This window comes from Erwinia pyri (genome assembly GCF_030758455.1).
In the GTDB taxonomy this organism is placed as follows: Bacteria; Pseudomonadota; Gammaproteobacteria; order Enterobacterales; family Enterobacteriaceae; genus Erwinia; species Erwinia pyri.
On the sequence record NZ_CP132353.1, the window covers coordinates 2,693,167 to 2,707,831 of the forward strand.

General features: G+C 54.6%; 9 protein-coding genes and 1 tRNA gene. 2 read left to right on the forward strand and 8 right to left on the reverse strand.

All coding sequences use genetic code 11. The features are described 5' to 3' along the window. Positions 1–52: 52 nt before the first annotated feature. Positions 53–140: transfer RNA gene (locus Q3V30_RS12550), tRNA-Ser, on the forward strand. A gap of 312 nt (positions 141–452) precedes the next feature. Here Q3V30_RS12550 and phoH read toward each other — a convergent pair. From phoH to putP, 5 genes are all read right to left on the reverse strand, one after another. Continuing rightward, positions 453–1,241 (reverse strand): phosphate starvation-inducible protein PhoH, encoded by a 789-nt coding sequence (phoH, locus tag Q3V30_RS12555; RefSeq protein ID WP_306206120.1) that lies wholly within the window; start codon positions 1,239–1,241, stop codon positions 453–455. A 570-nt stretch (positions 1,242–1,811) separates the two neighbouring features. Then, positions 1,812–3,098, reverse strand: a complete 1,287-nt coding sequence (efeB, locus tag Q3V30_RS12560; RefSeq protein WP_306206121.1) for an iron uptake transporter deferrochelatase/peroxidase subunit — start codon at positions 3,096–3,098, stop codon at positions 1,812–1,814. 6 nt (positions 3,099–3,104) lie between these two features. Further along, positions 3,105–4,220: an iron uptake system protein EfeO gene (gene efeO, locus Q3V30_RS12565; RefSeq protein ID WP_306206122.1), complete on the reverse strand. Its 1,116-nt coding sequence runs from the start codon at positions 4,218–4,220 to the stop codon at positions 3,105–3,107. 53 nt (positions 4,221–4,273) lie between these two features. After that, positions 4,274–5,107 (reverse strand): iron uptake transporter permease EfeU, encoded by an 834-nt coding sequence (gene efeU / locus Q3V30_RS12570; protein WP_306206123.1) that lies wholly within the window; start codon positions 5,105–5,107, stop codon positions 4,274–4,276. Positions 5,108–5,373: 266 nt separating this feature from the next. Then, positions 5,374–6,858, reverse strand: coding sequence for a sodium/proline symporter PutP (gene putP, locus Q3V30_RS12575; RefSeq protein ID WP_306206124.1), 1,485 nt, complete (start codon positions 6,856–6,858; stop codon positions 5,374–5,376). A 419-nt stretch (positions 6,859–7,277) separates the two neighbouring features. On the opposite strand from putP, the gene putA reads away from it, so the two are divergent. Continuing rightward, the gene (putA, locus tag Q3V30_RS12580) at positions 7,278–11,228 is read left to right on the forward strand and encodes a trifunctional transcriptional regulator/proline dehydrogenase/L-glutamate gamma-semialdehyde dehydrogenase (protein WP_306206126.1); all 3,951 of its coding nucleotides are present in this window, start codon (positions 7,278–7,280) and stop codon (positions 11,226–11,228) included. An 88-nt stretch (positions 11,229–11,316) separates the two neighbouring features. Here the strand turns inward: putA and Q3V30_RS12585 are convergent, their stop codons facing one another. The 3 genes from Q3V30_RS12585 to tcyN form a co-directional block, all read right to left on the reverse strand. Continuing rightward, positions 11,317–12,396, reverse strand: coding sequence for an acyltransferase family protein (locus Q3V30_RS12585; protein WP_306206128.1), 1,080 nt, complete (start codon positions 12,394–12,396; stop codon positions 11,317–11,319). 143 nt (positions 12,397–12,539) lie between these two features. Further along, on the reverse strand, positions 12,540–13,631 hold the full coding sequence (locus Q3V30_RS12590) for an acyltransferase family protein (RefSeq protein WP_306206129.1): 1,092 nt from the start codon (positions 13,629–13,631) through the stop codon (positions 12,540–12,542). A 239-nt stretch (positions 13,632–13,870) separates the two neighbouring features. Further along, entirely contained in the window at positions 13,871–14,623 is a 753-nt protein-coding gene (gene tcyN / locus Q3V30_RS12595) for an L-cystine ABC transporter ATP-binding protein TcyN (protein ID WP_306206131.1), read from the reverse strand. Positions 14,624–14,665: the final 42 nt, after the last annotated feature.

Consider the following 14,665-nt stretch of genomic DNA (forward strand, 5'->3'; position numbering starts at 1 on the left):
CTCCCTATAGTAGCGCCCCGTCGCCCCCTGGGCCGATGCAGTAAAACAATACGGTGAGGTGTCCGAGTGGCTGAAGGAGCACGCCTGGAAAGTGTGTATACGGCAACGTATCGAGGGTTCGAACCCCTCTCTCACCGCCATATTTAAAGAGAAAGTCTGAACAAAAGTTCAGGCTTTTTTTTTGCATGTAAATCAGGAGAGAGGGGTGAGAAGCCTCGACAGGGTTCGACAAAACGGCAGGAGAGCCGTTTTGCACAGCTCTGCTGCCTGAAAGGCGAGGCACATGGACGTGCCTCGTGATCCCCCTCTCTCACCGCCATATTTAAAGAGAAAGTCTGAGCGAAAGTTCAGACTTTTTTTTTGCGTTAAAAAGAAAGTCTGAACGAAAGTTCGGGCTTTTTTTTGCATAAAAAAGCCCGGATTTTCATCCGGGCCTGGTCAGGTTTTTACGGTCAGCCGTAAGCAAGCAGCGTACGCTGGCAGAGCTGTGAGCGGACGCAATCTTCTTTACCGAAACGCACCACGCTTACCATGTCATCATCCTCGAAGCGAGCTAAGGCATCGCTGAGGCCTGACTGGACGTGCGACGGCAAATCACACTGGGTGATATCGCCATTGACGATCACGGTGACGTTTTCCCCGAGGCGGGTCAGGAACATCTTCATCTGGGCGGCGGTGACGTTTTGCGCCTCATCAAGGATCACCACAGCATTTTCAAACGTTCGTCCACGCATATAAGCGAAGGGAGCAATCTCCACCTTGCCGATTTCGGGACGCAGACAGTACTGCATAAAGGAAGAACCGAGACGTTTAACCAGAACGTCATACACTGGCCGGAAATAAGGCGCGAACTTCTCGGAGATATCCCCGGGCAGGAAGCCCAGATCCTCATCCGCCTGTAGCACCGGACGCGTAACAATAATCCTGTCAACATCCTTATTAATCAGGGCCTCAGCCGCTTTCGCTGCGCTGATCCAGGTTTTACCGCAGCCCGCTTCGCCGGTGGCGAAGATCAGCTGTTTGCTCTCTATGGCTTTGAGATAGTGCGCCTGAGCTTCATTTCGGGCTTCAATGGGGGTGTAGTCGCGCGAATCACGCGCCATCCCGATTGAATCCAGCCCACCCATCTGCACCAGCGAGGTGACCGATTCTTCTTCACGCTGACGATGACTGCGTGAATCGCTACGAAGCACACGTTTTGCTTCACGACGAGCTTTGATCACTGCTTTCTGTCTTCCCATAGTGACACCTTACAGTTGGTTTCATTTCCCGCATCGGAAATCGATGCGATTACGTGAACGCTTTAGAGGTTTCGGTGGCTTCCTTTTAAGCCTTGTCTGGCCAGAGATTAGGCGCATAGCCTGGCATAAGCGCAGCTGTGCACCGGTTGGAATTTATTGTGAGTTGGCCGTTAGAATAGAAAACTGAGAAAGTTGTTGGGGAAGAATCGCCCTCGCATAAAGCAGCGAAACTTTTTTTGTCATACTGATGTCCGTTAAAGGACTTTACCATTCGCGATCTCCGTAGTGAACCTGACAACACTTCTTTCTACCGCTGTTAATAAAGTGCTACAAACCTCAGTTCGAAAGCAACATCTATTTTATGTCAAGCGTAGCAATCTCAGGATTAATTGCCAGCAGGCGCAGAAAAATTAAAATTTTCTTATTGTTATTCATTGGGTTATAAATTTTTTAATCATTAATCTGATTCAGAAAAGTGTGGAGAAAAGCAGGGAAAAGAGGCAGGCGGCTATATTGATTAAAAAACAACCTTCCGCCTCATCAGGAGGCAGAAGGCGCAGGCGTTAACCTTCAGGCTTCCAGTAAAGACTGACCGAGATAATGCTTATCGTCAGGAACACCGGGCAACACAAAGAAATAGCCTCCGCCAATGGGCTTAATGTATTCCTCAAGCGCCTCACCGTTCAGTCTTTTTTGCACGCTAAGAAAACCTTTTTCTAAATCATGCTGATAACAGATAAATAACAGACCCATCTCAAGCTGACCGGCATTAGAGACGCCCAGCGAATAGCTGTAGCCGCGCCGCAGCATTAAATTGCTCTGCGTTTCCGGCGTCCGCGGATTGGCCAGACGAATGTGCGCATCCAGCGGCGTGACGTTGCCGTCGGGGTCGCTGGCATAATCAGGCAGATCATGCTCATTTTGCATGCCTAACGGTGCGCCGCTCTTTTTGACCCGACCAAAGATGGTCTCCTGTTCCCGTAACGGCGTACGGTCCCAGAACTCAACATGGAACTGAATGATTCTGGCGGCCTGATAGCTGCCTCCCACTGTCCAGGCGGGTTCACCCTGCCCCTCTGTTACCCACAGAATGTCGTCCATCAGAGGTTGATTGCTGGTATCGGGATTTGCCGTTCCGTCCTTGAAGCCTAACAGGTTGATCGGCGTCTCTTTACCCTTGCTGCGCGCAGCATGGTCAGAGATAAATCCTTCACGACGCCAGCGCACGCTGAGTAAATCGGGCGAATGCTTGATGATATCCCGCAGGGCATGGATCACCGTGTCGTTGGTATTGGCGCAGATTTGCAGCAGCAGATCGCCATGGCACAATCTGGCATCCAACGAATCGTTGGGGAAGCGGGTCATTGCCTGCAGTTTGTGCGGCTTATGCGGCTGAAGGCCATAGCGATCGTCAAACAGCGAATGGCCCACGGAGACCGTTATCGTCAGGTTATCGGGGTAGATCTCCTCACCAAGAATGCCGGAATCCATTGGCGGTAAACGAGGATTGCTCACCAGCGGCGCTTTCCCGCCCCGGGTAAGAAAGGCGATGCGATCGTTCAACAGCCGGAATAAACGCGTCAAATCCGCTTTATCGCCAGCCAGCACGTCAAAGGCGACGATCATCATCGCGGCCTGTTGCGGGGTGGTAATGCCTGCCTGATGCAGGCCGTAGAACGGTTGCGCCTCCTGTCGGGCAGTGGGCGATAACGCCCCCGGCGAGAAGGATTTGTCGTCTCGGGCTGCATGAGCCGGACAGCCGCCAGCCACGGCAAGGGCACCGCTGAGGATGCCCATGCCTTTTAATAAACGACGGCGCGACGGCATCGCCGCGTCGTCAACAGGTTGCCTTGCCATCTACAGTTAATCCAGTCCCAGTGTTCCGCGCAGTTTAGAAAGATCTTCAGCCAGCGTCGTGATTGGGCCTTTCATCGCATTGCGGTCAGCATCAGTCAGCTTATCGTAAGATTCAAACCCTTCTTTGGTGCGGTATTTTGCCAGAATAGCGTCCACTTTTTTGAAGTTGGCCTCGATCTTCGCCAGCAGCGGCGCATCGGCCTTCTGCAGCATGGGGCGCAGCAGTTCCACAATTTTCTGTGCGCCATCAATATTTGCCTGGAAATCCCACAGATCGGTACGGCTGTAACGATCCTCTTCACCCGAGATTTTGCTTGAGGCCACTTCTTCAATCAGACCGGCAGCGCCGCCTACCACTTTACCCGGCGGGAAGGCGAGTTCATCGACGCGTTTTTGCAGATCCAGCACGTCACTGTTCAGCTGCACCGCATAGTTTTCCATGCCTTTGGTGCTGTTGTCGCCCCAGAGCGCTTTCTCAAGCCGGTGGAAACCGGTGAATTTAGGATCCTCCGCTTTCTTCTCGTAATCATCCTCACGAGCATCAATGCTGCCGTCCAGGTCTGAGAACAGCTCGGCGATCGGTTCGATGCGCTCGTAGTGGCGGCGGGTTGGCGCATAGAGCGCTTTCGCCTTCTCAATGTCCCCTGCTTTTACCGCATCCGTGAACGCTTTAGTGCTGGCGACCAGCTCCGCGACTTCTTTCGTGACGTAGGTTTTGTAGTCAGTAACAGGGCCGGCTAGCTGCAGGAGATCCGGCTTGCCGTCTGACGGGCCGCTGGCGCCTTTTACAATCAGCTTGCCTTTCGGGTTGCTCAGCAGGCCGCAGGTAAGCTCATACTCGCCCGCTTCCAGATTGGCCGTGAGTTTCTGAGTGAAGCCAGGCGCGATATTTTCACGCTCTTCCACCACCATTACCCCTTTCAGAATTTCCCACTCCAGCCCTTTCTGGCTGTTGTTCTGAATAATGAACTGAGTTTTACCGGCATTGACGGTGACCGTCATCGGGTCACACTGACGGTCATTAACGCTGATTTTAACCTGGGGAATATCTGCAGCCGCCGCAGAGCCAGCCATCAGAGTAACGAGTGCGGCCAGCGCGTGCTGGCGAAAACCTGGAGTCATAGTAAATATCCCTGTAAAAGTTAACGTGCCCGCAGTCAGGCACGGACAAAGGCTTAACGCGTGGTGTGCATTGCAGCAGCCTGAGAACGCACCGGCATAAAGAACAGCAGCAGCGCGGGAACTAAATAGATAAACCAGACCGCGACTTCGCTGACGCTTGGCGATTCCTGATAGCCCAGCATGCTCTCCAGCAGCGTACCAATCAGCGTGCTGGTTGAGAGGGTATTGCTGAGATCAAAAGCGATCGCCTGGAAATGATTCCACAATCCCGCCTCATGAAAAGCACGGATAGCGCCCGCCGCCAGTCCAGCGGCGACCAGCAGAATAAACAGGCTGGTCCACCTGAAGAAGGTAGCCAGATTCAGACGTACGCCGCCCCAATAGATCAGCATGCCCAGAACCACGGCAGTAGCCAGGCCGAGGATCGCCCCAATCGGCGGTGCGACGCCCACATCCTGCTGGAAAGCGGCAAGCAGGAAGAAGACGGACTCCAGCCCTTCACGCGCTACGGCCAGAAACACCATCACGATCAGCGCCCAGCCGCTGCTTTTTCCCTTCTGCAATGCATTATCCACTGCATCTTCCAGCTGAGCCTTGACGTTACGGGAGACTTTACGCATCCAGAACACCATGTAAGTCAGGATAAAAACGGCAATGACCGCCACGATCCCTTCAAACAGCTCCTGCTCTTTCTGCGGAAACTCACCGGTGGTTTCACTGATGAAATAGCCCACGCCCAGGCAGAGGGTAGCGGCAACAAACACGCCAACCCACATGGCACCAAACCACTCACTGCGCTGGGTCCGCTTCAGGTAACTGGCAATCAGGCTGACAATCAGCGCAGCTTCCAGCCCTTCACGTAACATGATGAGAAAGGGAACGAACATGTTCAGGACCTCAAAGAGTTAAGCCATTCAGCTACGGTAAAGAAACGTAAATCAAAACGATATCGATTATCATTATCGGCAAGAAAAACACAAGAGCAGATGCGACTATTTTCACATTCTGCGAGCAGGCGTGCGCTGGTTCCGGGAATAAAAAGGCGTGGTTCAGTCAGTACCAGAAAAGATTTGAGGATATGCCGGGCGAAATGGGTCATCGACCCGCAAAGCAGTAACCGGGCGACAGAGCGCCGCCCGGGCAAAAAACGCGATTAATCTGCGTTGTATTCCGCTTCAGCCGCGTCGAAACGCTGCTGTGCCGCAGCAGAAGGCTCACGGCCCATCAGGCTGACAATCACAATCGCCAGACTGGCAAACAGGAAGCCTGGGATGATTTCATACAGATCCAGCCAGCCGTACTGCTTCCAGATAAGCACGGTCGCCGCACCGACAATCATACCAATCAGCGCGCCGTTGCGGGTCATGCGCTTCCAGATCAGGGAGAAGAGCACAACCGGACCGAAAGCGGCACCAAAGCCTGCCCATGCATAGCTGACCAGGCCCAGCACGCGGTTATCCGGGTTGGCCGCCAGGGCAATGGCGATGACCGCCACCAGCAGCACCATCAGGCGCCCTACCCATACCAGCTCGCGCTGAGAGGCATTTTTACGCAGGAAGTTTTTATAGAGATCTTCCGTCAGCGCGCTGGAACAGACCAGCAGCTGGCAGCTAAGGGTTGACATCACCGCCGCCAGAATGGCTGACAGGAGGATCCCGGCAATCCACGGGTTGAACAGAATGCGGGCCAGCTCAATAAAGATACGCTCGCCGTTTTCCGAGACGCCGGACGCCTGATCCGGGTGGTTCTGGAAGTAGGCGATGCCAAAGAAGCCGACGCCGACGGCACCCAACAGGCAGAGGATCATCCAGGTCATACCGATGCGGCGGGCAGAGCGGATTGAGCGGTGTGAATCCGCCGCCATAAAGCGCGCCAGAATGTGCGGCTGCCCGAAATAGCCCAGTCCCCAGCCCAGCAGAGAGATAATCGCCACGAAGTTAAGGTTTTTAAGCATATCCATGTTTTCAATGCTTTTCGCCTGGATCACCTGCAGCGAGTCGCTGAGTCCGCCTACGGCAAAAATCACTATCACCGGCGTCAGGATCAGCGCAAAGAACATCAGCCCGGCCTGTACGGTATCGGTCCAGCTTACTGCCAGGAAGCCGCCAACGAAGGTATAGAGGATGGTTGCAGCAGCCCCGGCCCACAGCGCAGTTTCATAACTCATGCCGAAGGTGCTTTCAAACAGACGTGCGCCCGCCACGATGCCGGAAGCACAGTAGATAGTGAAGAACACCAGAATGACCAGCGCAGAGATGACGCGCAGCATTTTACTGTTATCTTCAAACCGACTGGAGAAGTAGTCTGGCAAAGTCAGCGCATTATCGTGGTGTTCTGTCTGCACGCGCAGGCGGCCCGCGACAATTTTCCAGTTAAGATAAGCACCGATGGTAAGGCCAACGGCGATCCAGCTTTCTGAAATCCCGGAGAGGAAGATAGCGCCCGGCAACCCCATCAGCAGCCAACCGCTCATATCGGAAGCGCCGGCAGAGAGCGCCGTCACCACGCTGCCCAGGCTGCGGCCACCCAGAATATAGTCATCAAAGTTTTTTGTAGACCGGTATGCAATTAAACCTATCAGCACCATGCCGAAGATATAGACGCAAAAGGTCACCATCATTGGTGTACTTACAGTCATTCAGGTTCTCCACTTATTATAATTAATGCGCACCGCCAGAGCTTAGGGGATGCACCGCTGGAACGTCGCGGTGCCACTGCTGGCTTAGCGCGGGGTATCCTGCCGCAAACCGCTTTTTGGCACAAACGATTTAACACAGTAGTTACAGCAATTTCACCATTCATCACAGGTCTTGGTTTAACAGGTTGCACTGGATCACATTTCAACCGGTTGCACCACGAGGTTACCCCTCTCAAAGCCCCATTTTTCCTGCCTGTTTAATTCTGGCCGGATTCTTGCAGCAATATCCATGCCGCTTTTCAGGAAACGGTTTTAAACTCTGCAAACCAGGTCACGTTTAACATGGTTGCACAAAGTTGCAACTTAAGTGATATTGCTTGCCAACATCGACATTTATTTTTTGCAAGGAGTTCTCAGGCATGGGCACAACCACCATGGGCGTAAAGCTGGATGAAGCCACGCGTGAGCGTATTAAGCTGGCTGCAGGCCAGATTGACCGCACCCCACACTGGCTGATCAAGCAGGCGATCTTTAACTATCTTGAGCAGCTGGAAAAAGGCGATGCCCTGCCTGAATTCCCGTTACAGGCACTGTCGCAGGAAGGGGAAGAGAGCTTGCCAGAGGAGCAGCGTCAGCCTTTTCTGCACTTTGCCGAGCACATTCTTCCGCAGTCCGTTGCCCGTGCGGCGATAACCTCCGCATGGCGCCGTCCGGAGACTGAATCGGTGCCGATGATGCTGGAGCAGGCACGCTTACCCGCTCCGCTTGCGCAGCAAACTTACCGCCTTGCCCACCAGCTTGCTGAGAAGCTCAGGCACCAAAAAGGTGCAACCGGACGCGCTGGCATGGTGCAAAGCCTGCTGCAGGAGTTCTCTCTCTCCTCGCAGGAAGGGGTGGCGCTGATGTGTCTGGCTGAAGCTTTGCTGCGTATTCCCGATAAACCTACCCGCGACGCGTTGATCCGCGACAAAATCAGCAACGGTAACTGGCAGTCTCACCTGGGACGCAGCCCTTCCCTGTTTGTCAACGCCGCGACCTGGGGCCTGCTCTTTACCGGTCGTCTGGTTTCCACCCATAACGAAGCGAACCTTTCCCGTTCGCTGAACCGCATCATCGGTAAAAGCGGCGAGCCGCTGATCCGCAAAGGTGTGGATATGGCGATGCGCCTGATGGGCGAACAGTTTGTGACCGGCGAAACCATCTCTGAAGCGCTGGCGAATGCCCGTAAGCTGGAAGAGAAAGGTTTCCGCTACTCTTATGACATGCTGGGTGAAGCGGCGCTGACCGCGCAGGATGCAAAAGCCTACCTGCTCTCTTATCAGCAGGCGATCCACGCCATCGGGAAAGCTTCTAACGGACGCGGCATTTATGAAGGGCCGGGCATTTCCATTAAACTCTCTGCCCTCCATCCCCGCTACAGCCGCGCGCAGTATGAACGCGTGATGACCGAGCTCTATCCGATCCTGAAATCGTTAACGCTGCTGGCGCGCTCTTACGACATCGGCATCAATATTGATGCGGAAGAAGCGGATCGTCTGGAGCTGTCGCTGGATCTGCTGGAGAAACTCTGCTTTGAGCCGGAGCTGGAAGGCTGGAACGGCATCGGCTTTGTGATTCAGGCGTACATGAAGCGCTGCCCGGCGGTGATTGATGCGCTGGTAGACCTGGCGCAGCGCAGCCGCCGCCGCCTGATGATCCGCCTGGTGAAAGGCGCCTACTGGGACAGTGAAATCAAACGCGCTCAGATGGAAGGCCTGGAAGGCTACCCGGTTTATACCCGTAAGGTCTATACCGATATCTCTTATCTGGCCTGCGCGCGCAAACTCCTTGCGGCGCCCAATCTGATTTATCCGCAGTTCGCCACCCATAACGCCCACACGCTGGCCGCTATCTATCAGCTGGCGGGCAACAACTACTATCCTGGCCAGTATGAGTTCCAGTGCCTTCACGGCATGGGTGAACCGCTGTATGAGCAGGTGGTAGGTAAAGTGGCTGACGGTAAATTAAACCGCCCTTGCCGTATTTACGCTCCGGTGGGCACCCATGAAACGCTGCTCGCTTACCTGGTTCGTCGTCTGCTGGAAAACGGCGCGAATACTTCCTTCGTGAACCGCATTGCCGATAACACCCTGGCGATTGAGGATCTGGTGGCCGATCCGGTGGAAGAGGTAGAGAAAATGGCGCGGGTTGAAGGAGCCGTTGGCTTACCGCACCCTAAAATTCCTCTGCCCCGCGAGCTTTACGGCAAAAAACGGCCGAACTCTGCCGGGTTGGATCTCGCTAACGAACATCGCCTGGCCTCGCTCTCCAGCGCCCTGCTCAACAGTGCTATTCAGCCGTGGCAGGCAGGCCCGATGATTGAGGGTGAGCAGGAAGCGGGTGAAGCGCTGCCGGTGATCAACCCGGCCGAGCCGACCGATATTGTGGGCTATGTTCGCCACGCTACTGAAAATGAAGTGTCAACCGCGCTGGATGCCGCGGCGAGTGCAGGCCCGATCTGGTTTGCTACGCCGCCAGAAGAGCGCGCCGCCATTCTGGAACGCGCCGCTATTCTGATGGAGGGCCAGATGCAGCGGCTGCTGGGTATTCTGGTGCGCGAAGCGGGTAAAACTTTCAGCAATGCAATTTCTGAAGTGCGTGAAGCGGTGGATTTCCTGCATTACTACGCGGGCCAGGTACGCGATGACTTTGATAACGAAACGCACCGTCCGCTTGGCCCGGTGGTCTGCATCAGCCCGTGGAACTTCCCGCTGGCTATCTTCACCGGCCAGATTGCCGCCGCGCTGGCCGCAGGGAACAGCGTGCTGGCTAAACCAGCCGAGCAGACGCCGCTGATCGCAGCCGAAGCGGTGGCGCTGCTTCACGAGGCAGGCGTTCCGGTTGGCGCACTGCAGCTGTTGCCGGGCCTGGGTGAAACTGTTGGCGCGCAGCTGACTGGCGATCCACGCGTGCGTGGCGTGATGTTCACCGGTTCTACCGCTGTCGCCACTCTGTTGCAGCGTAACCTTGCCGGCCGCCTTGATCCGCAGGGTCGTCCTACCCCGCTGATTGCCGAAACCGGTGGAATGAACGCGATGATCGTTGACTCCTCGGCCCTGACCGAGCAGGTGGTGATTGATATCGTCGCCTCGGCGTTCGACAGCGCCGGACAACGCTGCTCCGCGCTGCGCCTGCTCTGCGTGCAGGAAGACGTGGCTGACCACACGCTGAAAATGCTGCGTGGCGCAATGGCTGAATGCCGTATGGGCAACCCTGAGCGTCTCTCTACGGATATTGGTCCGGTTATCGATGCGGAAGCGAAAGAGAATATCGAACGTCATATCCAGGCGATGCGCAGTAAAGGCATGACCGTTTACCAGGCCGCCTGGGCCAACCCGGAAGAGAGTAAAGAGTGGCAGAGCGGCACCTTTATTCAGCCCACGCTGATTGAGCTGGGTAGCGTCAATGACCTCGATAAGGAGATCTTTGGTCCGGTGCTGCACGTGGTGCGCTACAAGCGCAACACCCTGCCGCAGGTTATTGAGCAGATCAATGCCTCCGGTTATGGCCTGACGCTGGGCGTGCATACCCGCATCGACGAAACCATTCTTCAGGTTACTAACCACGCTCGCGTGGGTAACCTCTACGTTAACCGCAATATGGTCGGTGCGGTGGTGGGCGTGCAGCCGTTTGGTGGCGAAGGTCTCTCTGGCACCGGTCCGAAAGCGGGTGGACCGCTCTACCTCTATCGTCTGCTGTCGCACCGTCCGGATGGTGCGCTGCGCGTAACGCTGGATCGTCAGGATGGCGTGACGCCGGTTGATGCTGCGCTGCGTCCCGCTCTGCTGGCACCGCATCAGGCTTTAACAGAGTGGGCAAGAAACAAGCCGGAGCTGGCTGCGCTGTGCGCACGCTTTACCGAGCTGGGCCAGGGCGGCACCGTCCGCCTGTTACCTGGCCCCACGGGCGAACGTAACACCTTTGCCCTGCTGCCAAGAGAGCGCGTGCTCTGCCTGGCGGATAACGAAGAGGATGCGCTGGTTCAGCTGGCTGCGGTTACTGCCGTAGGCAGTGAAGCGGTCTGGCAGGCTGATGAGCTGCATCGCGCCCTGCTGAAGAAACTGCCTGCTGAGGTGCAGAAGCGTATTCATTTGAGTCCGCAGCCTCTGGCCAATGCTGAAGCGTTTGACGCGGTGATCTATCATGGCGATGCCGATCAGCTGCGTGAAGTCTGCGAAACTGTAGCGACGCGTGAAGGGGCGATCGTCTCGGTACAGGGCTTTGCCCGCGGTGAGACCAATCTGCTGCTGGAACGTCTGCTTATTGAACGTTCGCTCAGCGTCAACACCGCGGCGGCAGGCGGTAATGCCAGCCTGATGACCATCGGCTAATCACTCTGCAGCGCTAAAAAAACGGGGCGAATATCGCCCCGTTTTTATTGATGCCCACCGTTAAGGCTGAGCAGATCCTCTTCCGCTCTTAAGACTGCACGTTCAGTTTCATGCGCAGCAGTTTCGGGTAGATAAACAGATTTTTCCCCACGCCACGGTTCAGCAACGTCCAGATCCCTACCGAGCAGCCAGCACAGACCACCACCATCGCAATCGGGAAGCCCACCGCCCACAGCAGAGAGAACGCTTTGCTGGCAAACAGATTGTGGCTGATGGCGAACAGAATGGCTGACATGCCGAAGAACTCAATGAAGATGCGATGCAGCACGTAGATCTGCAGCGTATTTTTGCCGATCCAGTTCAGCCAGCGCATGCTGAAGTAGTGGTTCAACATTCTGAAGAGCGCAATGCAGCAGAGAATGGCGATCACGCAGAGGAACAGGCTTTCTGGCATTCCCATCAGGGCATGCACCGCGGTCAGTGCGCCCAGGATTGTCCAGGGCACTATATTGCTGCGATGCCATTCGCTCCAGCGCATCATGGTGCTGCTGTAGAAGGTGCCAAACAGGAAGAAGATAAAGTACTGCGACAGACTTTCCGGCCCCCATCCCGGGATAGCCTTCACGGTCGCCGCGTAGTTCAGCGCTATCGCCACCAGCAGCATCAGCCCTTTCTGCTTGCGGAACAGCTTGGCAAACAGGAAGAACAGACCCAGTGCATAGAGATACCAGGAGGAGCTCATTGCCAGCAGCATCAGCTTTATGAACTCCAGCGGCGTGGCAGCCCAGGCGGCATTGATGTTATCAGAGAGGTGATCCCCCATGATTTCGCCAGAGACGCCGTTAATCATCAGCCACTGGATCACTCCCCATAAAAAATAGAGATAGAACAGATTAGTGACGCGGCTGGTAAAGACCTGTTTCCAGGCACGGTTGACGATAGCGTTGGCTGCCAGCAGACCGGAAACAAAGAAAAATGCCGGCATTCGCAGCGGAGAGAGATAGTTATTAAAAGCGACCCATAATTTCGCCGGGAGAAATCCGGCGGTTAAATGGGTCATCATTTCAGCATAACCTGGTAGTACAACGTGATATAAAACCACTAACAAAATGCAGGCGCCTTTCAGGCTGTTCACCCAGGCAATTTCTTTCTTATTGCTATTATTCATTCTATTACTCCAGCTGTTATCGTCATATTTTATAAAAGCGTGGCAGCAACGTATCCTGGTGCTGAGGGTTATTTTATTATTATGTGGTACGGATAGTTCGGTGGTTCATAAAAGCGCAGGGCCGATATTATCGGCCCTGTGCGTCAGCTATTGGCAATATCGGGTACAGGCCGCGGTTTTCTCATTAAGCGGGGATAGAGAAACAGCGCCCGGCCAGGGCCACGATTAAGCAGCGACCAGACCAGCAACGACACAACAGTGCAGGTGAAGACGGCAACCACTGGCAGCGTCAGCGCCCAAATCAGTGAGAATGCGGTGTTGTCAAACAGGCTGTATTTCACCGCCAGCGTCAGTACGCTCAGGCCCAGCAGTTCGATGAAAATGCGATGCAGCACATAAATTTGCAGGGTGTTGCGGCCAATCCAGTTAAGCCAGGCCATATTAAAGCGCGTGTTCAGCGCCCGGCACAGGACAATGCCAAACACAATAGAGAGCAGGCAGTAGAACGGATTTTTATAGAGGCCCATCGCATGATGCGCCAGACCGGTGAGCGCCAAGGCCCCAAGAATTAACGCATTCCTGCGGGTCATAAAGCTTAGCTCAACCAGATAGTGGCTGAAGAAGGCGCCCAGCAGGAAGTAGACAAAGTTTTGCGCCACGCTGGCTGGCCCCCAGCCGGGGATCAGGCTGAACTGCGTGGCGTAGTTGACCAGCAGGGCCGCTACGATCAACGCCATTTTCTGGCGATGGAAAAGTTTCGCTACCACAAAATAGCCCGCCAGCGCGTAGAGATACCACAGGCTGGTCATTGAGAGTACCAGCAGCTTGATAAACTCAACGGGCGACTCGGCATAGGCGGCATTCTTGGCGGTTGAGAGTTTTTCCCCAATCAGGTTGGCAGAAATATTATAAATGCTTACCCACTGGATCACCCCCCAAAGAATATAGAGGTAGAGAATATTGCTGAATTTTTTAGTAAAAACCTCTCCCCATGATTTCTTATTAATGGCGCTAATCGCCAGTAAACCAGAAACAAAAAAGAACGCCGGCATGCGCAGCGGGGAAAGATATTTATTAAAAGCGACCCACATTTCTGCCGGCAGCAGGCCCGCAGAGAGATAGTGAAGTGAAGGCATAAACGTGGTGATGATGGTGTGATGCAGCACCACCAGTAATATACAGCCGCCCTTTAGCGTATTAATCCAAAGGACTTCATTTTTCTCGCCAGATGCCATAGCACTTAATCCAAATTAACAAAAAACTTAACGAATTATTTCCTTTTGTCTACGGGAAAACTATGAGGTAACTCCTAATTGGCTTTTTTACAAAATGCTTTCATCATGGTGAAAAGGCTAAAGAGAGGAGTCTCAGGGGGATGCAGGAGAAAGGCAGTCTGGATATTTAAGATTATCCTTAATTTACTTGCTTTAAAGGCTGAAAGAATTAACTCGCCGGAAAACCCGGCGAGTTAACATCATTGATTAAGAAACTTTTCCAGAAACTGACGAGTGCGCGGATGCTGCGGCTGGGTGAAAAGCGTTTTAGCATCGCCCTGCTCCACAATCCGCCCCTGATCCATAAAGATCGCCCTGTCTGCCACATCACGGGCAAAGCTCATCTCATGGGTGACGATCACCATCGTGCGCTTTTCCTGGGCCAGCGAGCGGATGGTGTTCAGTACCTCACCCACCAGTTCAGGATCGAGCGCAGAGGTAGGCTCATCAAACAGGATCACCTCAGGCCGCATAGCGAGCGCACGGGCGATAGCTACACGCTGCTGCTGACCACCGGAGAGTTTTCGCGGATAGCTCTCCTCTTTACCCTGCAGGCCAACTTTCTCAAGCAGCTCGCGGGCGCGGGCGACCGCCTCTGCCTTCGGCTCACGCTTGACGATGGTTGGCCCCTCAATGATGTTCTCCATCACCGAGCGATGAGGAAAGAGATTGAAGCTCTGGAACACAAACCCCACCTGCTGACGGAGACGACGAACCTGCTCTTTCTGTTTATGCATGCCCAGCGCGGCGTCAATTCTGATATCGCCCACCTGGATCGTCCCGCTATCCGGCACTTCCAGCAGATTGATGCTGCGCAGTAAGGTGGTTTTACCCGATCCGCTTGGGCCGATAATCGCCACCACTTCGCCCGACCTGACTTCAAGATCGATGCCATGCAGTACCGTCTGCCCGTTAAACTGTTTCACCAGCTTGCTGACTTCAATCGCGCTCATGTTGGCTCCCGAATCTGTTTCTACCGGCGGCTGAATGCGCAC

What these genes read in the sequence shown, in the direction of transcription:
- phoH (WP_306206120.1), bottom strand. Translation starts at nt 1,241, where the DNA reads ATGGGAAGACAGAAAGCAGTGATCAAAGCTCGTCGTGAAGCAAAACGT.
- efeB (WP_306206121.1), bottom strand. Translation starts at nt 3,098, where the DNA reads ATGGCAAGGCAACCTGTTGACGACGCGGCGATGCCGTCGCGCCGTCGT.
- efeO (WP_306206122.1), bottom strand. Translation starts at nt 4,220, where the DNA reads ATGACTCCAGGTTTTCGCCAGCACGCGCTGGCCGCACTCGTTACTCTG.
- efeU (WP_306206123.1), bottom strand. Translation starts at nt 5,107, where the DNA reads ATGTTCGTTCCCTTTCTCATCATGTTACGTGAAGGGCTGGAAGCTGCG.
- putP (WP_306206124.1), bottom strand. Translation starts at nt 6,858, where the DNA reads ATGACTGTAAGTACACCAATGATGGTGACCTTTTGCGTCTATATCTTC.
- putA (WP_306206126.1), top strand. Translation starts at nt 7,278, where the DNA reads ATGGGCACAACCACCATGGGCGTAAAGCTGGATGAAGCCACGCGTGAG.
- Q3V30_RS12585 (WP_306206128.1), bottom strand. Translation starts at nt 12,396, where the DNA reads ATGAATAATAGCAATAAGAAAGAAATTGCCTGGGTGAACAGCCTGAAA.
- Q3V30_RS12590 (WP_306206129.1), bottom strand. Translation starts at nt 13,631, where the DNA reads ATGGCATCTGGCGAGAAAAATGAAGTCCTTTGGATTAATACGCTAAAG.
- tcyN (WP_306206131.1), bottom strand. Translation starts at nt 14,623, where the DNA reads ATGAGCGCGATTGAAGTCAGCAAGCTGGTGAAACAGTTTAACGGGCAG.